At 68.4% G+C, this 23,470-nt stretch carries 26 protein-coding genes; 14 read left to right on the top strand and 12 right to left on the bottom strand.

Going from position 1 to position 23,470, the window contains the following annotated elements:
* Positions 1-106: 106 nt before the first annotated feature.
* Positions 107-730, bottom strand: a complete 624-nt coding sequence (locus OYT95_RS17075) for a superoxide dismutase (protein ID WP_005248891.1) — start codon at positions 728-730, stop codon at positions 107-109.
* A gap of 257 nt (positions 731-987) precedes the next feature.
* Here OYT95_RS17075 and OYT95_RS17070 point away from each other — a divergent pair, with 257 nt between their 5' ends.
* Positions 988-2,181, top strand: a complete 1,194-nt coding sequence (locus OYT95_RS17070) for an acyltransferase family protein (protein WP_268792013.1) — start codon at positions 988-990, stop codon at positions 2,179-2,181.
* The gene (msrA, locus tag OYT95_RS17065) at positions 2,141-2,851 is read left to right on the top strand and encodes a peptide-methionine (S)-S-oxide reductase MsrA (RefSeq protein ID WP_268792012.1); all 711 of its coding nucleotides are present in this window, start codon (positions 2,141-2,143) and stop codon (positions 2,849-2,851) included. The genes OYT95_RS17070 and msrA overlap by 41 nt, the downstream gene beginning before the upstream one ends.
* A gap of 9 nt (positions 2,852-2,860) precedes the next feature.
* Here msrA and OYT95_RS17060 read toward each other — a convergent pair whose 3' ends face one another.
* Positions 2,861-3,328, bottom strand: a complete 468-nt coding sequence (locus OYT95_RS17060) for an anthrone oxygenase family protein (RefSeq protein ID WP_037228292.1) — start codon at positions 3,326-3,328, stop codon at positions 2,861-2,863.
* Positions 3,329-3,330: 2 nt separating this feature from the next.
* A complete protein-coding gene (locus OYT95_RS17055) occupies positions 3,331-4,161 on the bottom strand; it encodes an NmrA family transcriptional regulator (RefSeq protein WP_128640333.1) in 831 nt (276 codons plus the stop codon).
* 81 nt (positions 4,162-4,242) lie between these two features.
* On the opposite strand from OYT95_RS17055, the gene OYT95_RS17050 reads away from it, so the two are divergent.
* Complete coding sequence (locus OYT95_RS17050; protein WP_268792011.1) at positions 4,243-5,184, top strand: AraC family transcriptional regulator; 942 nt, start codon at positions 4,243-4,245, stop codon at positions 5,182-5,184.
* 108 nt (positions 5,185-5,292) lie between these two features.
* Positions 5,293-5,886, top strand: coding sequence for an Rv1733c family protein (locus OYT95_RS17045; protein ID WP_268792010.1), 594 nt, complete (start codon positions 5,293-5,295; stop codon positions 5,884-5,886).
* A gap of 6 nt (positions 5,887-5,892) precedes the next feature.
* On the opposite strand, the gene OYT95_RS17040 is transcribed toward OYT95_RS17045, so the two are convergent.
* Positions 5,893-6,204, bottom strand: a complete 312-nt coding sequence (locus tag OYT95_RS17040; RefSeq protein WP_005248883.1) for a DUF3303 domain-containing protein — start codon at positions 6,202-6,204, stop codon at positions 5,893-5,895.
* Between the two features lie 26 nt (positions 6,205-6,230).
* Entirely contained in the window at positions 6,231-6,644 is a 414-nt protein-coding gene (locus OYT95_RS17035; RefSeq protein ID WP_268792009.1) for an ester cyclase, read from the bottom strand.
* Positions 6,645-6,771: 127 nt separating this feature from the next.
* On the opposite strand from OYT95_RS17035, the gene OYT95_RS17030 reads away from it, so the two are divergent.
* Positions 6,772-7,251, top strand: a complete 480-nt coding sequence (locus tag OYT95_RS17030) for a RidA family protein (RefSeq protein WP_268792008.1) — start codon at positions 6,772-6,774, stop codon at positions 7,249-7,251.
* Here OYT95_RS17030 and OYT95_RS17025 read toward each other — a convergent pair.
* Positions 7,248-8,177: an LLM class F420-dependent oxidoreductase gene (locus OYT95_RS17025; protein WP_268792007.1), complete on the bottom strand. Its 930-nt coding sequence runs from the start codon at positions 8,175-8,177 to the stop codon at positions 7,248-7,250. The genes OYT95_RS17030 and OYT95_RS17025 overlap by 4 nt on opposite strands.
* Before the next feature lie 41 nt (positions 8,178-8,218).
* Here OYT95_RS17025 and OYT95_RS17020 point away from each other — a divergent pair, with 41 nt between their 5' ends.
* Positions 8,219-9,085, top strand: coding sequence for a S49 family peptidase (locus tag OYT95_RS17020; RefSeq protein ID WP_268792006.1), 867 nt, complete (start codon positions 8,219-8,221; stop codon positions 9,083-9,085).
* Here OYT95_RS17020 and OYT95_RS17015 read toward each other — a convergent pair whose 3' ends face one another.
* Complete coding sequence (locus OYT95_RS17015; protein WP_268792005.1) at positions 9,086-10,867, bottom strand: hypothetical protein; 1,782 nt, start codon at positions 10,865-10,867, stop codon at positions 9,086-9,088. It lies immediately after the preceding gene.
* A gap of 456 nt (positions 10,868-11,323) precedes the next feature.
* On the opposite strand from OYT95_RS17015, the gene OYT95_RS17010 reads away from it, so the two are divergent.
* The 4 genes from OYT95_RS17010 (at position 11,324) to OYT95_RS16995 (ending at position 15,296) form a co-directional block, all read left to right on the top strand.
* Complete coding sequence (locus OYT95_RS17010) at positions 11,324-12,307, top strand: DUF4328 domain-containing protein (RefSeq protein ID WP_268792004.1); 984 nt, start codon at positions 11,324-11,326, stop codon at positions 12,305-12,307.
* A 53-nt stretch (positions 12,308-12,360) separates the two neighbouring features.
* Positions 12,361-13,068: a glycerophosphodiester phosphodiesterase family protein gene (locus OYT95_RS17005; protein WP_268792249.1), complete on the top strand. Its 708-nt coding sequence runs from the start codon at positions 12,361-12,363 to the stop codon at positions 13,066-13,068.
* A gap of 33 nt (positions 13,069-13,101) precedes the next feature.
* Positions 13,102-14,016 (top strand): DUF5926 family protein, encoded by a 915-nt coding sequence (locus tag OYT95_RS17000; protein WP_005248874.1) that lies wholly within the window; start codon positions 13,102-13,104, stop codon positions 14,014-14,016.
* Positions 14,017-14,159: 143 nt separating this feature from the next.
* Positions 14,160-15,296: an IS481 family transposase gene (locus tag OYT95_RS16995; RefSeq protein ID WP_037246031.1), complete on the top strand. Its 1,137-nt coding sequence runs from the start codon at positions 14,160-14,162 to the stop codon at positions 15,294-15,296.
* A 77-nt stretch (positions 15,297-15,373) separates the two neighbouring features.
* Here the strand turns inward: OYT95_RS16995 and OYT95_RS16990 are convergent, their stop codons facing one another.
* Positions 15,374-15,919: a ferritin gene (locus OYT95_RS16990; protein WP_037228262.1), complete on the bottom strand. Its 546-nt coding sequence runs from the start codon at positions 15,917-15,919 to the stop codon at positions 15,374-15,376.
* 228 nt (positions 15,920-16,147) lie between these two features.
* Here OYT95_RS16990 and OYT95_RS16985 point away from each other — a divergent pair, with 228 nt between their 5' ends.
* On the top strand, positions 16,148-17,338 hold the full coding sequence (locus tag OYT95_RS16985) for a lipase family protein (protein WP_037228261.1): 1,191 nt from the start codon (positions 16,148-16,150) through the stop codon (positions 17,336-17,338).
* Between the two features lie 10 nt (positions 17,339-17,348).
* On the opposite strand, the gene OYT95_RS16980 is transcribed toward OYT95_RS16985, so the two are convergent.
* The 4 genes from OYT95_RS16980 to OYT95_RS16965 all read right to left on the bottom strand — a co-directional run bounded on the left by OYT95_RS16980 (position 17,349) and on the right by OYT95_RS16965 (position 21,020).
* Positions 17,349-17,900 carry a ferritin gene (locus OYT95_RS16980; RefSeq protein ID WP_037228259.1) on the bottom strand — a complete coding sequence of 184 codons (552 nt, stop codon included), beginning with the start codon at positions 17,898-17,900 and terminating at the stop codon, positions 17,349-17,351.
* Between the two features lie 23 nt (positions 17,901-17,923).
* Positions 17,924-19,135, bottom strand: coding sequence for an LCP family protein (locus OYT95_RS16975; protein WP_268792003.1), 1,212 nt, complete (start codon positions 19,133-19,135; stop codon positions 17,924-17,926).
* 264 nt (positions 19,136-19,399) lie between these two features.
* Positions 19,400-20,218: a CPBP family intramembrane glutamic endopeptidase gene (locus tag OYT95_RS16970; protein WP_037228257.1), complete on the bottom strand. Its 819-nt coding sequence runs from the start codon at positions 20,216-20,218 to the stop codon at positions 19,400-19,402.
* 37 nt (positions 20,219-20,255) lie between these two features.
* A complete protein-coding gene (locus tag OYT95_RS16965) occupies positions 20,256-21,020 on the bottom strand; it encodes a DUF2470 domain-containing protein (RefSeq protein ID WP_007298301.1) in 765 nt (254 codons plus the stop codon).
* A 116-nt stretch (positions 21,021-21,136) separates the two neighbouring features.
* On the opposite strand from OYT95_RS16965, the gene OYT95_RS16960 reads away from it, so the two are divergent.
* From OYT95_RS16960 to OYT95_RS16950, 3 genes are read left to right on the top strand one after another with little or no spacing between them, the layout of a single operon-like run.
* On the top strand, positions 21,137-21,829 hold the full coding sequence (locus tag OYT95_RS16960; RefSeq protein ID WP_128640326.1) for a hypothetical protein: 693 nt from the start codon (positions 21,137-21,139) through the stop codon (positions 21,827-21,829).
* Between the two features lie 54 nt (positions 21,830-21,883).
* On the top strand, positions 21,884-22,801 hold the full coding sequence (pheA, locus tag OYT95_RS16955) for a prephenate dehydratase (protein ID WP_128640325.1): 918 nt from the start codon (positions 21,884-21,886) through the stop codon (positions 22,799-22,801).
* Entirely contained in the window at positions 22,798-23,469 is a 672-nt protein-coding gene (locus tag OYT95_RS16950; RefSeq protein ID WP_112301575.1) for a histidine phosphatase family protein, read from the top strand. Before pheA ends, OYT95_RS16950 begins: the two co-directional genes overlap by 4 nt.
* The last annotated feature ends 1 nt before the right edge of the window (position 23,470 follow it).

Raw genomic sequence — 23,470 nt, 5'->3', positions numbered from 1 at the left:
CCTATTGGACGCTCGGCCTGCTCGGAAGGACTTCCGGTGCCGAAACGAGCACGGGCGCACGGACACACCCGAGAGTGGTCCGTGCGCCCGTGGCCGCGAAGAGGAACTAGACGATCAGGCCCGCGGTCTGCGTGCGTGCCTTCTCGAATCGAGCGGCGACGTCCGCCCAGTTCACGATGTTCCAGAATGCCTTGACGTAGTCGCCCTTGACGTTCTGGTAGTCGAGGTAGAAGGCGTGCTCCCACATGTCGAGGAGCAGCAGCGGCGTGAGGCCGATCGGGATGTTGCCCTGCTGGTCGTACAGCTGGACGATGAGCAGGCGCTGGCCGATGGAGTCCCAGGCCAGGATGGACCAGCCGGAGCCCTGGATGGCGTTGGCGTTGGCCGAGAAGTGGTTGCGGAACGCGTCGAAGCCGCCGAACTGGTCGTCGATCGCGGCCGCGAGCTCACCGGTCGGCTTGTCGCCACCGTCGGGCGAGAGGTTGTTCCAGAAGACGGAGTGGTTGGTGTGGCCGCCCAAGTGGAAGGCGAGGTTCTTCTCGTGCAGGTTGACCACGGCGGGCAGGGTGTCCGACTCGCGGAGCTCGGCCAGCTTGTCGAGGGCCGTGTTGGCACCGGTCACGTACGCGGCGTGATGCTTGTCGTGGTGCAGTTCCATGATCTTGCCGGAGATGTGCGGCTCGAGAGCTGCGTAGTCGTACGGGAGTTCCGGCAGCGTGTAAACAGACACGAGGGTCCCTTCATCTATGGGCTGTGAGCCCTTGTGTTTCCGGGTGCCGACGACACGTGGGCACGCGTCTGACACCCGCCTTTGGCGAATCGTTCTCGGGTATATACCCAATCTCATTGGTACACCCTGCGCAACAGTTGGGGTCACCGAGCGATTCCCTCACAGGAAAGTTCGGGCACCCGAAAAAAGGCTGGCGCGGTGACACTGGATGTCGTGAGAATTCGTCCGACCGGTGAACGGAACCTTAAGCTGACGCGATGCCTTCGCTGATACCTGTTGCAGATTCGCATGCGGCCGCGCCGCGTGTGGAGCTCACGGGCGCGAACCTGCTGCGCTTCTTCGCAGTTCTGGCCGTGATTTACTCGCACATCTCGTTCTATCTGATCGACGACCTCGGAACCGGATGGTGGTTCATCGACGTCGTCTATCAAATCTTCATCGAGCGGGGCGGTCTCAACCAGCATCTGTCCTTTCTCGGGGTCGCCGTCTTCATGATGCTGACCGGGGTGTTGATCACCCGTTCGGCCATTCGTCACGAGCCCGGGCAATTTCTGGTCAACCGGCTCGGACGCATCCTGCCCGCATTCTGGGTGGCCGTTCTCGCCGCGATCGTGCTGGTCCGCCTCGGCATCAACGGCATGTTCAGCGGCCAGGACGGGGTGTCGAACGTCGACGCGGCCCTGAGTTTCGTGCTCGGCGGATTCTTCCTCAAACCCGAGGTGGCGGTTCTCGGGGTCACCTGGACCCTCGCCGTGCAGATCTTCTTCTACCTCGCCTGTGTGGCCGCGCGCCCCGTTCTGCGCACCCTGCCCATCGCGATGCCGATGGCGGGTGCCGCGCTCTGCGCGCTGATCCTGCTCTACAACCTGTACGCGCCACAGCCGTACACGGTCCCGATGATGTCGAAGATCGCCGCGACGCTGCCTGCCGTGTTCCTGGGGCAGATCATCTACCTCGGCTGGGCGCGGCTCGCGGACTGCCGGTGGATCGTCGTCGCCGGGCTGGCCCAGGTCGAGGTCATCCGCCTCGCCACCGATTTCCGGGTGTACTGGGCGGGCGATCACTACCTCTGGACGTTCGCCGTCGTCACCGCGTGCGTCGTGCTGGTGGGCCGATACGACGGGCCGGCGGCGCACTGGGCCGTCGTGCGCTGGACCGCGTCGCGCAGTTACGCGATCTACCTCGTCCACACGCTGATCCTCTACCGCGTGTACGAGCACACGGTCGGCTCGTTCGGCGAGACCGGGGCGGTGATCGCATTTCTCGTGGTGACGGCACTGGTGTCAGAGGCGCTGTACCGGTGGGTGGAGGTCCCCGCCACGGGGTGGGTGACCGCGCGCGTCGAGCGGATGCGGGCGCAGTCGGCGCTCGCCCAGGAGACCACCGCGGCACCGCGCGTAGCATCGAATCATGTCTTGGTACGACGAGCTTCTGGGTCGAGCAGCCGCTAAGTCCGTGATGGTCACCGCCGAGGATGCCCTCCCGGGACGTAGCCAGCCGATTCCCGTTCCGGCGACGCACTTCGTCAACGGTCACCCCCTGCAGCCCCCGTTCCCCGAGGGCATGCAGACCGCGGTGCTGGGCATGGGATGTTTCTGGGGCGCCGAGAAGGAGTTCTGGCAACTCGACGGCGTCTACACCACCGCGGTGGGATACGCCGGCGGCTACACCCCCAACCCCACCTACGAGGAGACGTGCTCCGGCCGCACCGGGCACACCGAGGTGGTGCTCGTGGTCTTCGATCCGAAGGTGATCTCGTACGCCGAGATCCTCAAGGAGTTCTGGGAGAACCACGACCCCACGCAGGGCATGCGGCAGGGCAACGACCAGGGAACGCAGTACCGTTCGGCCGTCTACACGATCGACGAACAGCAGGTGGAGATCGCCGAGGCCACCGGTGAGGCCTTCGAGAAGAGGCTCGCCGAAGCCGGATACGGGGCGATCACCACGGAGATCGCCCCGCTCACGCAGTTCTACTACGCCGAGGACTACCACCAGCAGTACCTCGCGAAGAACCCCGGCGGTTACTGCCCCGTGCACGCCACCGGCGTCAGCTGCCCGGTCGGGCTGCTGAAGCAGGACGAGGTCCCGGCGCAGACCGACATCCTGCCGCCCTCGTAGACCCCGGTCTCACCCGCGGGTCGCGGACCACGTGAGCACCGCGGACGCCGCGATGGCGCTGACGGTGCGCACGTGGTTCCACCCGGTCCAGCCCGACACGTAGTCGCGCCAGTACGCCGCCGAGTCGGCCGCGGTGGGATCGATTGCGTCCAGCGCGTTGTTGTGCGGCACGTGGTAGACGATGGTCAGGACGATCCCCACGAGATACAGCGCGCAGGCAATCACCGCGTAGACGGCCGAATCGTCGTGCCGCACCACACTGACGACCGCGAGGGCGATCGACGTCAGTGCGGTGCCGAACAACGCCGTCATGAACCAGAAGTTCGGCGCCTCGCGGTTGATCGCCTGCATCGCCGAGATGCCCTGAGCCGGCTCCAGGCGTCCGAGCCCGCTCATGATGAACGTGGAGAACGCGAACATCACGCCGCCCACCACGCCGGCGCCCACCGCCGTGACGATCGTCAGATAACGCTCCATGGTCAGACCCTCCAGACACCGGCCGCTGCTGCGGCGCGGACGTAGTCGGTGAAGTCGCGGGGCGCGCGCCCCAGTGCGCGTTCCACCCCGTCGGTGAGTGATGCGTTGCGCCCGTCCAGCACTTCGTCGAACAGATAGGTGAGCAGGCCGATCGCGTCGGACGGTACCCCCTGCCCGGCCAGCGCCGTCGAATACTCTTCCGAAGTGACTGGGGTGTACCGGATCTCGCGACCCGTTGCCTCCGAGATCTCGGCGACGGCGTCGCCGAACGACAACAACCGCGGCCCGGTCAGTTCGTACAGTTCGCCGGCGTGGCCGTCCCCGGTCAGTGCGGCGACGGCGATCTCGGCGAGATCGTCCGCGTCGACGAAGGGTTCGAGCACGCGCCCTTCGACGGGCAGTGCGAGGTCGCCGGCAAGCAGTGAGTCGAGCATGAAGCTTTCGCTGAAGTTCTGGCTGAACCAACTGGACCGGAGGATCGTCCACTCGGCTCCCGCCTTGCGGATCGCCAGTTCGCTGCGCTCGGCCTCGGTTTCGCCGCGACCGGAGAGGAGGACGAGTCGGCGGGCGCCGTTCGCGACAGCCAGGCCGGCGAACTCCTCGACGACCTCCGCCGCTCCCGGCACCGCGAGATCCGGGTAGTAGGCGATGTACACCGAGGTGATTCCCTCGAGTGCGGGCCGCCACGTGTCCCTGTTCTCCCAGTCGAACGGGGGACGGCCGGTGCGGGAGCCGCCCCGAGCGGGTACTTCCGCGGCGGCGAGCCGGGCGAGGACGCGGCTGCCGACCTTGCCGGTGGCGGTGAGGACGAGTGTGTGCGGTGTCGTTGTCATGTGTTTCAGTCAAGGCGGCAACGCCGAGACTTTCCATGGTTGAAACGCGCTGATCCATACGCGAGCGTCTACGCTGGATGTGTGGATCCCCTCGCCGGTCTCATCAGTGGTCCCCGTGCCGCAGGCGCATTCGTGCTCCGCTCGATCATGGAACCGCCGTGGTCGCTACAGATCGACGACCACGCGCCGCTCAGCCTTGTCGCGATGGGCCGCGGCGAAGCGTGGATCCTTCCGCACACCGGCGAGCCGGTGCAGCTCACCGAGGGTGACGTCGCGATCGTCCGCGGACCCGAGCGATACGTCGTCGCCGACCATCCGGACACCCCGCCGCACGTGATCATCAACCCCGACCAGAGTTGCACGACGCTCCGCGGGGAACCGCTCGCCGAGGCGATGGACCTCGGCGTGCGCACCTGGGGAAACAGTGCGGACGGCCGCACGGTGATGCTCACCGGGACGTACCAGACTCCCGGCGAGATCAGCATGCGACTGCTGACCGCGCTCCCGGAACTCGTCGTGCAGCGCCGCGCCGACTGGGACTCGCGGCTCGTCACCCTCATGCACGACGAGGTGGTGCGAGACGAACCCGGGCAGGAAGCCGTCCTCGACCGTCTGCTCGACCTGCTCCTGATCGCGGTGCTACGCGCCTGGTTCGCGCGACCGGCGGCGGAGGCGCCGTCGTGGGTGCGGGCGCAGAGCGACCCGGTGGTGGGCAAGGCGATGCGCATCCTGCAGAACAACCCCTCCCGCCAGTGGACCGTGGAGTCGCTCGCCGCGGAAACCGGCATGTCGCGGGCTGCCCTCGCACGACGGTTCACGGACCTCGTCGGCGAACCGCCCATGACTTTCCTCGCCGGCTGGCGGCTGTCCCTGGCCGCGGATCTGCTCCGCGAACCCGACGCCACGGTCGCGTCCGTGGCCCAGCGCGTGGGGTACGGGAGCGGATTCGCGCTGAGTGCGGCGTTCAAACGCGTGCGCGGAGTGAGCCCCAAGGAGCATCGTGAGATGGCGGGGAGCAGATGAGTGTATTACGGCACAGTGCCCAAAGACACACCGGATTGACTTGATCTTGTTTGCCTTGCGTACGACCCTGGATGGTAGGGAATTGTCGGCGAGAGGACCGGATCCGGAATGTGGAACAACTCTCAAGCACGGGGACTGCGTAAGCGGTCGGCCCGTCAGCGGCACAACCCGCTACTCCGGCGCTCGGACCGGATCGAGAACATGCTCACCCTCGCGGTCGTGGTGCTCGCGTTCGCGATGCTCCCGCTGGCCATCCTCGTGGGTGCCCGGACCATCGACAGTCAGCTGACGCTGGCGGAGAAGCAGGTCGCGGACTACCGCACCCTCTCCGCCACCACGCTCGCCGACTCCACCGGCGTGTCCGTCACCTCCGACGTCGCGCCGTCGGGCGTCGACACCGCCCCCGCCAAGTGGACGTGGGGCAACGAGACCCGCCACGCCGACATCACCGTCGACCCGGCCACTCCTTCGGGAACGAAGGAAGACATCTGGGTCAACGCCGACGGCAACCTCACCACCGAACCGATGTCGCCGTCGGCGGCACGAGTGGCCGGCGTGATCGCCGGGCTGTTCACCTGGTTCGCGGTGATGATGATCGCGCTGTCCGGCTTCCTCATCTGCCGCGCCTCCCTGAACCGCGCTCGCGACGCGCAGTGGGACCGCGACCTCCGCCAGTTCCTGGATTCGACCACTCGGCACTGAGCCCGCTCAGCTGATCGAGCCTCTGAACTCGACCGCCTGCTGCGCAGCCTGCGTGGTGACGGCGATGTCGGCGACCGGGTAGACGTGGAACTCGAAGAAAGGGCCGAATTTCGTCGGGCCGTCCAAGACGTCGTTCGGGTCATCCGCCTCGACGAAGGCGAATCCCCCGGTTCCGTCCAGGCGACCGAGGAAATGATGGAAGGTCGCCCCTTCCGCCGGCGTCCATCGTGCGAACACTTCCAGGCTCCGCCGCGCAGCTTCCTCGTTCTCGGCGGCGGACCCACCGTTACGCAGCGTCCAGGTAATCACGTACTTCATCGCACCCTCCCGAGGGTGTGGCGGGTTCAGCTCGCGGGGACCGCGCCGAGCTGCTGAAGGAATCCGAGCGTGTCCCACACCTGCCAGGTCTCGGCGATCTTGCCGTCGGCCAGCCGGTGGATCGAGATCGCGTCCACTCGGATCTTGTTTCCGGTCGGCGGAATCCCGTTCATCTCACCGACGTGCGTACCCGTGCCCGTCCAGCGCACGACGACGCGGTCACCGGCCGAGAACATCTCCTCGATTGTCCAGTGCCCGTCCACTCCGTCCTGGTAGGCCGCGATCGCCGCGGCCATCCCCGCGGGACCCGGCCCACCCGGGACCTGGGGATCATGCATCTCGTGGTCGCTGCTGAACAGCTCCTCCGCTATCTCGTTCTTCCGATTGTTGTTCATCTCCTCGTAGAATCGACGCACTACCGCTTCTTCCGCAGAACCCATGACAACCTCCGGCGCACTCGAGTCACACGGCCGTTCCGGTCGTACTTCGAGCATTCCACCGGCGGAAAGGGAACGGAATGTTGCTGAGCACGCCGAATGACCCGGGCAGTCGTCGAGCGGAGTTGTGATGGGTGCGGAGTCCCGACTACGTGATCTGGGGCTGGTGCTGCCCCGCGCCGTCCAATTGCCGCCGGGGATGGAGTTGCCGTTCAGCTGGGTACGCGTGCACGGCCGCAGAGTGCTGGTGTCCGGTCACGGGCCGCTCTCCGCAGACGGCACACCCGCCGGACCGTTCGGGTCCGTTCCCACCGACGTGTCGGCCGCCGATGCCACGCACTCCGCCCGGCTCACCGCCCTCGCGGTGCTGGCGGGAGTCCGTCGCGCGGTGGGCGACCTCGACCGCATCGGTGCGTGGCTCACCGTCACGGGGTTCGTCAACGCCGAGCCGGGCTACGACCGGACGACCGCGGTGCTCAACGGGTTCTCCGAGTTGGTGCTCGACGTATTCGGCCCGGACGTCGGCGACCACGCCCGGACGGCGATCGGGGTGGCCGCGCTGCCCCTGAATCTTCCGGTCGTCGTGGCCGCCGAACTCGAGCTCGCCTAGCCCAGCTGCGGAACGACCTCGCTGGCGACCAGTTCGAGGTGGTCGAGGTCGCTGAGATCGAGGGTCTGCAGGTAGATCCGCTGCGATCCCGCCTCGGCGTAGCGGCCGATCTTGTCGACGAGCTCGGCGGGCGACCCGGCGAGTCCGTTCTCCCGCAGCTCGCGCACCTCGCGTCCGATACTCGTGGCGCGTTTCGCGATCTCCTCCTCGGTGCGCCCGCAGCACAGGACGAGCGCGTTGGAGTACACCAGCTCCGTCGGGTCGCGGTCGATAGCCTTGCACGCGAGCCGGACCCGTTCGATCACGTCCCGCGTCTCGTCGACGGACTGGAACGGGACGTTGAACTCGTCCGCATACTTCGCGGCCAGCGCGGGGGTCTTCTTCTTGCCGGTGCCGCCGATCAGGACGGGCGGACCCTGCGGCTGCCGCGGCTTCGGGAGTGCGGGCGAATCCTTGACCGTCAGATGCGTCCCGTCATAGGAGAACGTCTCGCCGAGCGGAGTGCGCCACAGCCCCGTGATGACGGCGAGGGACTCCTCGAGCCGTTCGAACCGCTCCTTCAGCGGCGGGAACGGGATGCCGTACGCCTGGTGCTCCTCCTCGTACCAGCCGGCGCCGATGCCGAGGTCGACGCGGCCACCGCTCATCTGATCGACCTGCGCCACCGAGATTGCCAGCGGTCCGGGATACCGGAACGTCGCGGACGTGACGAGGGTGCCGAGACGGATCGTGGACGTCTCCCGGGCGAGACCCGCCAGCGTGATCCACGCATCGGTGGGCCCGGGAAGCCCCTCGGTGTTCATGGCGAGGTAGTGATCCGACCGGAAGAACGCGCCGTATCCGAAACGTTCGGCGGCCTGCGCCACCGCAAGAAGATCGTCGTAGGTGGCACCCTGCTGGGGTTCGGTAAAGATTCGCAACTCCATGTGAACCACTCTGCCCGATCCGTGATCGGTACGCTGATTTCATGGCCAAGATCCCACTGAACCTGCCGAAACCGCTGGCCGACAAGCTGCCCGACGCGTTCGGAGGCTCCCGCGCCGGCGTGGTGCCGGTGGTGCGGCTGCAGGGGATGATCGCGTCCGGCGGAGCGGGTTTCGGGCGGGTGCTGAGCGCGGAATCCGTCGAGGAACCGTTGCGGCGGGCGTTCACCACGCATGGTGCGAAAGCGGTGGCGTTGCTGATCAACAGTCCCGGTGGGTCGCCGACGCAGAGTGAATACATCGCTGCCCGCATCCGTCAGCTCGCCACCGAACACGAACTGCCCGTGCTCGCGTTCTGCGAGGACGTCGTCGCGTCCGGCGGCTACTGGCTGGCCTGCGCGGCGGACGAGATCTACGCGACCGCCACGTCGGTGGTCGGCTCCGTCGGTGTCATCTCGGCGGGCTTCGGGTTCTCCGAACTGATCGACCGGCTGGGCATCGAACGGCGGCTCCACTCGGCGGGCGAGGCGAAGGCCCGCCTCGATCCGTTCTTCGCGGAGAAGTCCGAGGACGTGCAGTGGCTCGAACAGATCCAGGAGGGTATCCACGACGAATTCCGTGACTGGGTGGTCGGCCGCCGCGGGGACAAGCTGAGGGCGGACGGGGCCGAGCTGTTCAACGGCGACGTCTGGCTGGGACGCCGCGCCGTCGAACTCGGCATCATCGACGGGATCGGCACACTGCGCGAGGTGGTGGAGAAGCGGTTCCCCGACGCCACCCTCGAGATGACCGGGCCGCGCCGCTCGTTGTTCGCGAAGCTCGGGCTGCCCGCAGCCGGCTGGGACGAGGTGGCCGCCGCGATCGTCGGGGCGGCCAGTGCCCGCGTCGCGTGGTCGCGGTACGGGCGGTAACTATTTCGGCACCACGACCCCGACCGGGCCCGCGCCGATGCACAGCGACAGGTCCGGGGTCAGGGTGCTCACCCGCACGCTCTGACCGCCACCGGTGAGCCGCACGAACACCGAGTTCGGGCCGCGGTGCACCGGCACCCGTACCGGGCTGCCGACTTCCATCGCGACGGCGATCTCACCGTCCGCGGTGGCCATGTAGTTGAGCTGCGCAGTCCACTCCCAGCCGGTCAGCGGTCCGTCGAGGGGGAGGGACACGAAACTGCGCTGGTCCACCAGGTTCCCGCAGTCCGGGACGGGTCCGGGCTCGATCGCGCGCACCCAGGTGACCTGGGCGTCGACCACCGAACCCGCGTCGTCGATCATCCGGAGGTCGGGGGTGCTGTCGGAGAACTCGGGGCGGTCGCGCAGCGGGGCGAAGACCCGGCTCACCAGGTTGTTCGGGTACGCCACCGGCAACAGGACCCAGATGGACGCGGGCTGCTGGAGGATCGGCGCGTCGTCCCGTTCGGCGAGCGACGCACGCGCGGTCGCGAGGTAGGCGGTGGTCGGGTTCTCCTCCCAGCTGCGGGTGAACGTGTACGTCGACCACAGGCTGCTCGCGACGAACACGGCCACGGCGGTGACGGCCACCAGCGGCCGCACCCGGACGGGGTCGGCGCGTCGTCGGGGTGCGCGGGCGATCACCGCGACGGCGATCGCGAGGATCACCGCGGTGTCCGTGAAGTAGCGCAAGGTCTGTGCGAGTTCGTAGGTGGTGTCGGCGCCCCAGCGGGTGACGACCATCGCGGTCACCGACAGCAGGAAGTACGCGGCCGTGAGTATCCACACCCAGCCGATGCGGCGCTTCAGCCGGACCGTCGTGACGACCGCCGCGACGAGGACGACCCAGCCGACCACTTCCAGTGCCGTCGACGGGGAGGCCCACGGGGGACTGGGAATCCACCGGTCCCACGTCCACGGCCCACCCACGAACGTGGGCAGCAGCCCGAGCGACGTGCCGTGGTGGAACAGTTCGAACGCCCGCGACGCACCCGCCCATTCCCACTGCGACGCGACGGTGGAGAAGTAGAACGCCGCCCACACCGCGAGCACCGCCGCCGACGGGATCCAGAGGGCCGCGCCTCGCCGCAGCGTCGACCGCACCGGCCGCTCCCGCTCGCCGACGTGCGCGAGCAGGGCCACGGTCGCGAACGCGACGAACGGGACCACGACGGACTTCTCGAAGAACAGCAGCGACGCGATCAGCACGAGCGTGCCCGAGACCGCGTATCGCCGCCGTCCGGTGCGGCACAGCTCGAGGGCGTCGCGCGCCACCCACGCCAGTGCGATCTGCAGGGGCAGGGCATTGAGCGCCGCCGCCCACCAGGCGAACGCAGGCACGGTCAGCGGGGAGAACAGATAGATCGCCAGCGGAACCAGCAGGACGGGGCGTGGCCCGAGAAGCGTGCGAAGTAACCGGAAAACCGCATACGACGCCACCGCCTGCAGCGCGAGCATCGTCAGCATCGGCAGGATCCACTCGTACGGCGCCACCCGCGTCGCGATACCCGCCACCAGGAAAGCCCCGGGCATGAGGTGACCGTCGTGGTCGTAGAGCAGGAGGTCGGCGGAGAGCAGCGGGAGGCTTCCGCCGCGTCCGGCGAGGATCAGATCGTCCCAGTAGAAGTCGCTGTTCGCGGCCACCCACGTCCGCACGAGAAGTTGCACCACGACGAGGGCGGCGGCCACCTGGAGGACACGGGCGGGCCCGAGGTGCCACCGCGATCCGACGTCGTCCGTCATCGTTTTCCGAGATTACAGATCAGGTGGAACCAAACCGCGCCGGGCTGCGTCAGATCAAGTGTCGGGGCATTTTCGCCCGGCACAGGTGGGGGAGACGACGGCCGGTCCGGAGTTCTCGGGTCGCTTCGCGGGCGATCCGAACTGGAGGGGTAATTCCGGGCCGAGCCGTCGGTCACCGAGTCCGATTGTTCACCGAGCTGCGATGTCAAGTTCATCCACCGTTGTGGACCGTTCATCCGAAGCTGTCAACAATCACGGATTCGCATGCGCTCTGACCTGTGTATGAGCACCACTCACACTGTCCATAACTGTGTATGAACCTGTGGAAACTGTGGATAACTCGGCATTTCTCGTGGTGTAGCTCACACATTCTCCCCAAAAAGGACGATTCGGTCGTGGGCTGCCCGCATTCGCGGGTCGTGACAGAATCGGCAATGTGAAGTGGGTGCGGAGGGCATGAGCGTCGTCGTTCAGGTGTGCGCGCGATGCGCGGCTCGGTGGCCGGTCCTCGGCTCCCCGACGCAGTGGTGCCCGCGCTGCCACGGTGTGCTGCTCGCCCCCGTCCGCACCGACCAGCACCCACCACCCGCAAGCCGGGGGTTCCGCTGGATCGCGCGATCCCCGCTCCGCAGGAGCGGTCTCGCGGCCGAACCGCCGACGGCCGGTCCCACCCCCCGCTACACCGAGATCCCCCGCTGGGGACTGCACGATCACGTCGAATCACCCTCCGCGCGCCGCGACTGGCCGGAACTGCTCGCCGGCAAGGCGGCCTTCTTCCTCACCCTCACCGCCGGTCTGTACGCGTTCGCCGTGATCGCCGAACTGGGCCGGTACGCCGTCCTCCTCCGCAACAGGACCCGGCTGATCGATCCCACCCTGCTCGCCGTGTCCGACATCGCGGTGTTCCTCGGCCAGGCAGGCGGGATGCTCCTCGCGCTGCTGTCGGGGATCGGCGGAGTGTGCTGGCTGCTGCGGATGCGTCGTCGTACGTTCGCCCGCGCCAAGACGTCCGACCCGCGCACCCCCACCGAGGTGATCGTCGGTTGCGCGGTGCCGGGCCTGAACCTGGTGATGCCGGGTGTGTACCTGCTCGAGGTGATTCGCCGCGACCCCCGCGCGGTCCTGCTGGTCCGAGCCTGGTGGAGCCTGTGGGTCTTCGGCGCTGTGCTCGTCGTGTTCAACTGGTTCTGGCGGTCCAGGCCGGGACTGCAGGCCATGGCGGACGGTGTCCTGCTGGCCGCGTTCACGGCGCTGGTCGCCGCCGCGACCGCGGTACTCGCACTGATGGTGCTCCGACGGCTCGAAGGCAGGACGCTGAAGGGGGCGAAGGAACCCGTCACCCGCTGGGTGATCGCCACCGGTCCGCCGCCGCAGAAGGAAGCGGAGAAGTCCGCAGAGACGACGCCCGACGGCAGCGACCGGGAAGTCGTCGCGTCGTGAGCCCCGACCGGCGCGGACCGCTGGTGGTGGCGCACCGCGGCGCATCCGCGGCGATGCCCGAACACACGCTCGCCGCGTACGAGCTGGCGCTGGAAGAGGGCGCGGACGGACTCGAATGCGACGTGCGGCTCACCCGGGACGGCCACCTCGTGTGCGTCCACGACCGCACCGTCGACCGGACGTCCACCGGGACCGGCGTCGTCAGCGAGATGACCCTCGAGGAGCTGGCGGAGTTCAATTACGGCACCGAAGACGAGCCGGCCGAACTCCTCGAGCTGAGCGCGCTCATCGCCCTCGCCCTGGACTGGTCGGCGCGCCCGGTGAAACTCTTCATCGAAACCAAGCACCCCGTCCGGTTCGGCGGCCTCGTCGAGAGCAAGGTGCTCGCCGAACTGCAACGCTTCGGCATCGCCGCACCACCGTCCGCCGACCACTCCCGCGCCGTCGTGATGTCGTTCTCCGCCGGAGCGGTGTGGCGGATCCGGCGGTCCGCGCCGATGCTCCCGACCGTGTTGCTCGGCGAATCCGCCCGCTACCTCGGCGGGGGCGCCGCGACCACCGTCGGCGCCACCGCGGTCGGTCCCTCGGTGAAGACGCTGCACGAACACCCGGACATCGTCGACAAGGCCGCCGCCGCGGGGCGAGCCACCTACTGCTGGACCGTCGACAACCGCAGCGACGTCGAACTGTGCCGCGAACTCGGGGTCAGCTGGGTGGCCACCAACCACCCCGGCCGCACCAAGAAGTGGCTGGCGTCCTGACCGGACCGGCGCCGGCGTGTAGGTTTTGGCGTCGTGGCAAAGAAGAGCAAGAGAAACAGTGGTCCGAAGCCCGGTAGTGCCCGCGCCGAGAAGCTCGCGCAGCGGCAGGCGGAACGGGAGAGCGCCGCAGCGGCCGTGACCCGGCCGTTCGAAGGCCTCGCCGCCGAATGCGATCTGGTGGCGCTTCGCGAGTTCGTCCCGTCGGCGACCGCCCCGCTCCCCGTCAAGGATTCGTCCCGTCCGGTGACCCTCGCGACCGTGCTGCCCGGTGCCGTCGCGGCGCTGGTCCGCGACGAAGGTGACAGTGCCACCGGGTTCGTCGGTGTGCAGGTCCAGGCGCATTCTGCGGATCTCGGCGCCGATCTGGCCGCGTCCGTCGCCTGGGTCCGTGACGCCGCGGCCGGCGAATCGCTGGCCTCCGCCAACCCCGGATCCGAGACCCCGGCACTGGCCGACGTGATCGACGCGGACGCACCGCTCGACATCACCGTGCACCAGGATTTCAACTGGTGGATTCCCGAAGGCGTGGAGCCGGCCCCCGAGGTCGCGACCACCGTGCAGCACGCGAATGCGGCGATCATGCCGTCCGCGCGAGTCGAGGCCGAGGGCGTCGTCGCGGCGTGGTGGGTCGATGCGGGCGAGAAGGCGCACATCCGCTGGGTGCGCCCGGAGAATGAGGACGATCTGATGCTGGCCCTGGCACGCGTGCACGCGACCGGCGGTCTGCACCTCGGTGAGGGTTCGCGCTACGCCGGGTCGTTCCGGACGCACGGGCTGCTGGTCCCGGTGTTCGACCTGGACCGCGAGAAGCATGCGAACGAGTGGGCCGCTGCCACCGTCGAACTCGGTCAGCGACTGGCCGAGGCGCTCGCCGTCGACGCGCCGCTCACCACCGAGGAGCGACGCGCCCGCGACGGACTGCGTGGCCGCCAGGTCACGTTGCGATAGGCCCTTCGGGCCCGTGAGTGGTTGAGGAGTGCAGAGACTCGTGTCTGAGTTCAGGACATGCAGGACAGTTGATGTCTCAGGACATCGAGGACACTGACGACCCGTGCCCGTGACAATCGGGCATGGGTGGAAAAGGGTTTTCGATGAATCCGGACATCGTGGCCACGGTCTCGGCGGTCGCAGGCGGGGCACGGGTGAACGTGTCCCGCCTGTGCCGAGAGCAGGGCATCTCCCGCAATACCTTCTACGTCCTGGTGGGCAGGTTCCGCACCGAGGGCGCCGCAGCGTTCACCACCCGCTCGACCCGGCCACACCACAGCCCGACCCGTACCGGACCCGAGGTGTGTGAGGCCATCGTCCGTGCCCGCAAGGAACTCGACGACGAGGGCTTCGACAACGGCCCGATCTCGATCGTGTGGCGCCTCGAGGCCCAGGGACTCGACCCGACCCCGTCGCGCTCAACGGTGTACCGGGTACTGAGGGAGTGCGGACAGATCGTTCCTCAGCCACGCAAGAAACCCCGTTCACGCCGCAGTTTCGAGTACTCCGCCCCCAACGGGTGCTGGCAGATCGACGGCCTCGAGCATTATCTCGCCGACGGCACCGTGGTGTGCATCCTGCAGATTCTCGACGACCACTCGCGTCTGGACGTGTGCTCGTATGCCGCCCGGGCCGAAACCTCCGCCGACGCGTGGGCGGCACTGCAACGGGCGATGGACGGGCACGGGGTGCCGGTACACCTACTCTCCGACAACGGGCTCGCCTTCTCCGGGAAACGCCGGGGCGGGATGTCCGAGGTCGAACGCAACCTCGCCGCCCTCGGGACCGTGACGATCGCGTCCTCGGTCCGGCACCCGCAGACCTGCGGCAAGAACGAACGCGCCCATCAGACCTTGCGGAAATGGTTGGCCAAGCAGCCACCGGCGGCGACCCTGACCGAGCTGCAGTCCCAACTCGACACCTACCGGCAGCTCTACAACAACAGGCGCCACCAGGGCATCGACGGTATGACCCCGAACCAACGCTGGGACGCAACACATCCGGCCCAGCCGACGCCCGGGCCGGCGGCACGATCGGGATGCACCACCCGCCCCGTCTCGACTACCGGCGTGATCCAGTTCGACGGACTCTCGATCATCCTCGGCCGCCGACACAAGAACACCACCGCGACCGTCTACTGGCAGGGCGATCGTGTCGTCGTGATGATCGGCGACACGACCGTCCGCACACTTACACTCGACAGGACCACGCGTTACCAGAAACTGTCCTCAAAGTCCTGAGACAGATCTGTCCTCCAAGTCCTGAGACATGACAGGAGTGCAGAGACTCGTCAACCACTCACGGGTGGCGGAGCCGCCTAGATGGAACCGCCGGCTGCGTGCGGTGCGCCGGACGTGTCTGCGACGCCGCTCATCTCGCGTGCGACGAACTCCTCGAGGTCGAACAGGTTGCTGCCCGCGCGGTCGGCGATGGTCAGCAGTGTCGTCATGCTCGCGACCTCCTCGACCTGCTCTTTGAGGAACCACTGCATGAACTGCTCGCCGAGGTAGTCGCCCTCCTCGCGGGCGGTGCTCGCCAGCTGCACGATCTGCTCGGTGACCGTCTTCTCCTGCGTCAGGGCGAGGGCGATCGGCTCACGTGCGTTCTCGAACTGGCCCTTCGCCGCGTCGACACCCGACAGTTCCACGGAGATGTCGCGGTCGAGGAAGTACTGGACGATCATCATGGCGTGGTTGCGCTCTTCGACGGCCTGCTTGTAGAAGTGCTTGGCCAACTGCGGCAGGTCCGCATTGTCGAAATAGATGGCAGTCGCGATGTACTGGTGTGACGCGTTGAATTCGTTGCGAATCTGGTCGTGAAGCAGAGCGTGGAATTTCGTCTTGTGCGCGTCAGTCGAAGTCATGAAATGGATAATATCGCTGGTCAGGGCGGGTGTCATCCAAGTTGAACCTAATTTTGGGAAGCTTGCCCAAACTAAAGTCAACCTAATTTCGGGACCATTTTGATGTCATTTTCCTAACCTGAACTGGCGACGGATCTCCGACGGGAACGGGGCAATCGGCGTCGGCGGGGCCTCGCCCGTGTATAAAATTCACAGCGTTCTGACGGCGCGGCCCGGAGGGGCAGGCACATGTTGAGACGATCCGGTACGTGGCTAGCGTTGATCCTCGGTGCCCTTTTTCTGGGGGCGACCATTCCCGCCCCGGCGCAGGCCGAACCGCTGTATCCCTGGCCGGATCCCGACCCCTTCTATCTCGCTCCGCCGGACCTCGGGGTCCTTCGTCCCGGCGACGTCGTGCGGACGCGGCGCATCGACACCTGGATGTACGCGAATTCGGATGGGTGGCAGGTCGCGTTCCGGTCGACGAACTCGACGGGACATCCGATCCTGGCGGTGACCACGGTTCTGCTTCCCCGCGGCGTCGCGAATCCTCCGCTGGTGTCGTATCAGGCCATCGTGAATTCGCTCGGAACCAAATGTGCTCCGTCGCGGTCGTTGTTCAATCTGGAGCTGCAGGAGTCGCCGGGCTTGTATCTGGGTCTGCAACGCGGCTGGGCGGTCTCGGTGCCCGACCATCTCGGCCCGACCGGCGCCTACGGTGCCGCGAAACTCGGCGGCATGATCACCCTCGACAGCGTCCGGGCGGTGCAGCGGGTGGCCGAACTGGGGTTGTCGCACAGCCCCGTAGCGCTGGCCGGGTATTCGGGTGGGGGAATGGCCAGCGCGTGGGCGGCGGCGCTGGCCCCGAGTTATGCGCCGGAGCTGAAACTCGACGCGGTGGTGGCGGGCGGGATTCCCGCGGACCTCGAGCAGATGGCCCAGGGCCTGGGATTCAATCCGCATCCGGGGTTCGGGCTCGCGTTCGCTGCCGCGATCGGCTTGGAACGCGAATACCCGGACCAGCTACCGATTTCGTCGCAGCTGAACGCGACCGGACTGTGGCTGCGCGAGTGGATGTCGAACGAATGCCGCCGGTTCCTCCTGTTTCACGGCGCCTTCCGCAGCGCCGGACAGCTGGCCGCCTCGACCAGCCTGATGGCGAGTTCGGGTGCGCACCAGGTGTTGCGTGACAACAGTCTGCGGTACTTCGAGGGTGTCCCGACCGCGCCCCTCTACCTGTGGCACGGCACCCTGGACGGGTTGACACCGTTCGATTCGGTTGCCGAGACCGCGCACCGCTACTGCGCCGCGGGCGCCAGACTGACGTTCGTCCCGTACGAGATATCCGAGCACATGACGACGGCAGTGGTGGGCTTTCCGGACGCGTACGAGTACGTGGCTGCGCGGTTCCGCGGCGAACCGGCGCCCACCCGCTGCTGACCCGAAAGGGTCAGACGCCGCCGCCCGCCCTCTTCGGCGCACCCGGCCGGATCGGCGAGTTCCCGCTCATCTCGCGGGCGATGAAATCCTCGATGTCGAACAGGTTGTCGCCGGCGCGTTCGACGATCGTGAGCAGGGTGTGCATGCTCGCGACCTCCTCGACCTGTTCTTCGAGGAACCACTGGATGAACCGCTCGCCGAGGTAGTCACCGGTGTCGCGGGCCGTCCGGGCGAGCTTGGTGATCTGTTCCGTGACGACGCGTTCCCGTTCCACGGCCAGGGCGACGGGGGCGCGCACCGAATCGAAATCGGTGACCACGTCGTCGATGCCGGGGACTGTCACTCGGAGGTTGTTGTCGATGAGGTACTGGATCATCATCAGCGCGTGGCCACGCTCCTCGGCGGCCTGCGAATAGAACCGGCGAGCCAGTTGCGGGAGATCGTGCGAGTCGAAATAGACGGCCACCGCGATGTACTGCTGGGATGCGGTGAACTCGTTGCGGATCTGCTGCAGCAGGAGGGCATGGAACTCGCTGGGGGTCTTCGTCGCCGATTGAGACATGGGTGTCAGTTTACGGCCGTGCGTCACGGTCCGGTGGTGACCAGTTCGGCCGGGACCTGACGGTCGTTCGCCAGCGCGTCGAAGAACTGCGACGCCCGGTCGTGATCCCAGAGCAGCACGTTCCCGGCACCGTCGACGTCCTCGAAACCGCCCACGGGAACGGTGGTGGTGATCATGTCGCCGCGTACCGCCCATGCGAGCGCGGCGAGGTGCCAGATGTGGTCGCTCTCGTCGACACGCAGCGACGCGGCGGTGTCGGTGACGAGAGGCCAGACGCGGAACGGGTTGAGCCACGTCGCGGGACTGGTGGCCTTCGACATCAACGCCGCCATGAACATCCGCTGATGGTTCATCCGGTCGATGTCGGCGAGCGCGGTCGCGCGGCTGCGGACGAAGCCGAGGGCCTGCGCCCCCGACAGTTCCTGGCAGCCGGGCCCGAGGTTGATCCCCGCGAGCGGGTCGTCGATGGCGGTGTCCAGGCACATGTCGACGCCGCCGATCGCGTCGACGATGCCGGCGAAACCACCGAACCCGATCTCCGCGTAGTGGTCGATGTGCAGACCGGACGCCTCCTCGACCGTCTGGGTCAGCAGTTGCGGACCACCGAACGCGAACGACGCGTTGATCTTGTCCTCGCCGTAGCCGGGGATCGACACGTACGAGTCGCGCGGGATGCTCACCATCGTCGCCGGGCCGCCCCCGCTGGGGACGTGCACCACGATGATGGTGTCGGTGCGGTCGGGGCCGCTGTTGCCGCCGGTCGACAGTTGATGTTCCTGCTCGGGGGTCAGCCCGGTCCGGCTGTCCGAACCGACGAGCAGCCAGTTCGTGCCGGGGGTGTCGTCGATCCGGCCGGGGTAGTCGGCCAGCGCGTCGATCCGGTTCAGCGAACTGTCGAGGTAGTACGTCATGCCCGCGAGCGCCAGAACCAGCACCAGGAACAGGATGCCGATGCGCCGGCCCCAGTTCCGCGTGCGCTTGGGACGTCGCTGCCCCGGGGGCTCCGGGGTCCGCGGCGGTGCGAGCGGCGGGGGTGGCGGTGGCGTGCGAGGGGGACGCCGGTCGGGCACCCGAGGCGGCGGTGGCGGCGCGTCACGGTAGGGCTGCGGCGTCTGGGTGGGCGCGTAGCCGCGCGGACCCTGCGGCGGCGCCGACCGGGACAACTGCGGTTCGGGGGCCTGCGACCACGCCTGCTGGGGCGGCGGCGGGGCGCCGCGTCCGTCGCGGCGGATCACCTGGGTGCCCTCCGGCGGCGGCGCCGGGGGACCCTGCCGGGGAGCGGGATGTCGCGGGCGGGGCGCAGGAGGTCCCTGTTGCGGGGGACCCTGCGGTGGCACCCGCCGCGTCTGCGGAGGAACCCGCTGGTCAGGAGGCGGCATTCGGCGGTTCGGGGGCGGCGGCACCTGCTGCCCGCCCTGCGTCCGCCGGGGCGGACGGGGTGGCAGCGGAGGATAGGGGGCGTCGCCGGTCACCCGCACGACTTTACTGGTCCGGCCGGATTACGGAATCCAGCCGACGTGCCCGCGCAGTGCGGCGTAGCCGACGAACGCGACCGAATCGATGGTGGCGTGGGCGATCACGAGAGGCCACAACCGTCCAGTCTTCTGCCAGTACCGGCCGAACACCAGACCCATGGCGACGTTGCCCAGCCCGCCGCCGAAACCCTGGTAGAGGTGGTACGTCCCCCGGAGCACCGCCGACGCGAGTAGTGACGAGTTCTCGCTCCACCCGAGCTGCCGCAGCCGGGTGATCAGATACGCGACGACGAGCACTTCCTCCGCGCCGGAGTTCGCGATCGCCCACAGGATCAGGGCCGGCAGTCGCCACCAGTGATCGCCGATCGTGCTGGGCACCACGGTGAGGTTGGCGCCGATGGCGCGGGCCAGCAGGTAGAAGCCGAGCCCGGGCAGACCGATCAGGGCGGCGAGCCCGACCCCCTGCGTCCCGTCGGGACGCCACCGGAATCGGCCGAGCCCGACGTCGCGCGGGCCGAGGCCGCTGCGCCACAGGAGATACAGACCCAGCGCGCCCCAGGCGAGGAGTTTCACGACGCCGAGCAATTGCCGGGCGACATCGATGATCTGGTTCTCCGCGCGCGAGACGTTGAGGGCGACGGCCTGATCGGCGAGGTTGCCCGGGGTCAGTAGCGATTCGGACAGCGACAGCAGTCCCGACAGTCCGCTCGTCCCGAACGTGACGAGCAGGACGATCGTGATCTCGATCCACAGGGCCCGCCGCTCGGTCCCGGTGGCCGGCGGAGCGGCCGGTTCGGGTGAGGCGGGCCGTATCCAGGAGGCGAGCGTTGCACGCGAGATCACGCGGCACACGCTAGCGCGCGCCGAACCGGAATGGCGATCAGCCGCGCGCGCGGAGTCCGTTCACGAACGGGCATCCCACCAGCAGCCGGATCGCCCTGCTCAGCGCGACGGCGTCGTCGACCGGCGCGGAGAACGGCATCCAGATGTCGCGGTCGCCGTGATCGTTCTCGACGCGCAGTCGCAGTCCGTACCGGTCGATGCCCAGGGGGCGGACGCGTCCGCGTCGCATGTGGGGCGGCAGTTTGCGGGACAGCATGTCGATGAGGTCGCGGTGGTCCTCGTCGAGATGCTGGAGCCAGGCGGTCTCCATTTCCCAGAACGGGTCGGGCCGGGCCGCGAGCAGGTCGTCGAGGGCGACGGGTTCGGCGCCACTCGAATCGGCGACCACCGCCGATTCGAGGCGGAGCTGCAGCAGCGTCGCATCGTGCCCGACGTCGAGAAGTCCGGGGTGCGGGTATTCGGATGCCACCTCGTCGGCCAGCGTGCGGGTGTGTGCCTCGCAGAGGGCGTGGAGGTTGCCGCGCAGCCAGACGAGTGACCGCACGGGCTCACGCAGCGCGAGCGGTGAGTTGTCGGTCAGCTCCAGCACGGCGGGGATCCCGCCGCCACCGGCGAGCCAGGACAGGGTGGCGGCCGCTGATTCGGTGGGCACGGCGACCACGACGTCGCCGCTGGACCGCAGGTGGTGTACCGACGTGACGGTCGGTGCGCTGCCTTCGACGGCGAGTACCGCGTCCTGGGTCCGTGCGCACGAGCTACGCACACGCTCGGCGGTGGACGGACCGGTGGTCGTGACGGGCATGGAGCCTCCTTCAGGATTCCGCGATACTAAGGTAACCCTAACCTAATGTCGGCGAGTCGGCGATGGCAAGACCCCGAGACGAATCCGGTCCGCGAGGTGGGCATTACGGTGGGGAGGTGGCTATACCTCTCTCCCTCGGTGTCCCGCGCTCCCGCGGGCCGCAGTCGTTGCTCGCCGAACTTCTCAGTGGATCCCAGGACACGGGCCCGGCCGCAGGCGGCGCACTCGGACCGCGGGTGGTTCCGGCGTCCGCACTGCTCGACGCCGCCGGGACCGACGCCGGCCGCATCATCGTGGGTCTCGACGTCGACCCCGCCGCTCTCCGCACCAGCGAGCAGGCCTCCTACGAGGCGGTCCGGTTCCACCTCGACTGCCCTGCGGGCCACCTCGGCGACGCGGTGGCACTCCGGCTGCCGTCTCCGCTCGCGGTGTTCGTCACCGCAGACGGCAGCGACGACCCCGGTCTCGCCGAGACGGCGCAGCAACTCGCGGACGCCGGCCGCATCCCGGGCCTCGCGAGCGGACACTCCGTCGGCGACGTCGCCGACTTCCTGGCCGTCCTCGCGCACGCGGACGTCGGATACGTGGCGAGGGCGCGTGACACGGCCGACGTGCTCGCGCTGCTGTCCGGGACGGTTGCGTCCCTTCGCGGCGACGACGTGCGGGCAGCGCTCGCGGCACCGGATCCGGCGAGGCTCACCTCGCTGATCCCCGAGGCCGCGGAGGCCGTCCGCGAGGTCCTGCTGGGGGTCGAGGTGCACGACCCGGCGCTCGTCGCCCGTGAGCTGGCGGACGCGGGTCTGCGGTAAACATTCACCGTCAATGCGCCGGACCGTCAACGCTCGGTGCGTAATCTCGTAGGCGTGCCAAAGATCGCGTATTTCGGACCGTCGGGAACCTTCACGGAGATGGCGCTCGCCCAGCTCGAGGCCGCGGGTGCCTTCGACGGGCAGGTCGAGCGGGTCGCCGCGACCAGTCCGCCCGCCACCCTGGCCAAGGTGCGCGACGGCGTCGTCGACGGTGCCGTCGTTCCCATCGAGAGCTCCGTCGAGGGGGCCGTGGTGCCCACCCTCGACTCGCTCGCGCTGGGCGACCGCCTGCAGATCGTGGCCGAGACCGAGCTCGACGTGGCGTTCACGATCCTCGGCGGGGCCGGCATCGAGCGGCTCGATCAGGTGCGCACCGTGCGGGCGTACCCGGTGGCGGCCGGTCAGGTGCGAATCTGGCTGGAGGAGAACTGCCCCGGCGCCGAACTCCAGACGGCGTCCTCCAACGCGGGCGCCGCCGAGGACGTGGCGAACGGCCTCGCCGACGCCGCCGTGTCCACCGCCCTCGCCGGCGAACGACTCGGGCTGCGCAGCCTCGCCGACGGGGTGGCGGACGAGAAGAGCGCCCGCACCCGATTCGTTCTCGTCACCGCCCCGACCCAGGTGCCCGCACGCACCGGCGGCGACCGCACGTCGGCCGTGCTCGAACCCCACAACACCCCCGGCTCCCTCGTCGGTGTGCTCTCCGAGTTCGCTACCCGCGGAATCGATCTCATCCGGATCGAATCGCGCCCGGTGCGCACCACCCCCGGCCTGTACCGATTCTTCGTCGACTGCATCGGGCACATCGACGACCCGCTCGTCGCCGAGGCGTTCCGTGCGCTGCACCGCAAGTCGCACGTGCGGTTCCTCGGGTCCTGGCCCGCGGCGAACCCCAGCGGCCCGCCACCGCCGTCCGACGGAGACGCAGCGGACTGGATCGAACGAATCCGTCAGGGAGAGAGGGAATCGTGAGCGGCAAGCTGATCCTGGTCCGGCACGGGCAGACCGAGGCCAACGTCGAGCGCAGGCTCGACACCCGGCTGCCCGGTGCCCGGCTGACACCCGAAGGGCTCTCCCAGGCGGAACGGCTGGGCACCGACCTCGCCGCGAAGGCGACGACGGCAGCCCTCGTGTCCTCGCAGGCACTGCGCGCCCGGCAGACGGCGCGCTTCGTCGAACTCGCGTCGGGCATCGCCGTCCAGGTGCGGGAGGGCCTGCACGAGGCCCAGGCCGGTGAACTCGAGGACCGCACCGACGAGGAGTCGCACAAGCTGTTCATGAAGACGTTCCACCTGTGGCACACCGGCGAGCTGGACGCCCGGGTTCCCGGCGGGGAATCCGCCCACGACATCCTCGAACGGTATGTGCCGGTCGTGGACTCCCTCCGTGAGCAATACCTCGACGACCCGGCGGACTCGGGGGACGTCGTGCTGGTCAGCCACGGCGCCGCGATCCGGCTCGTGGCAGCGCAACTCGCCGGGGTGCCCGGGCTGTTCGCCTCCAATAATCATCTGGCCAACACGCAGTCCGTGGAGCTGACGCCGCTCGCGGGCGGCGGCTGGGAGTGCGTGCGCTGGGGAACCGTCGAGCCACCGTTCGAGCACCGGGTGATCCCCGGCGCCGACGACCCGATGGGGTGAC

This window comes from Rhodococcus sp. JS3073 (assembly GCF_026810085.1).
Lineage (GTDB): Bacteria > Actinomycetota > Actinomycetes > Mycobacteriales > Mycobacteriaceae > Rhodococcus_F > Rhodococcus_F wratislaviensis.
The sequence above is the reverse complement of the archived record's forward strand: the minus strand, read 5'-3'. Positions and strand labels throughout refer to the sequence as shown.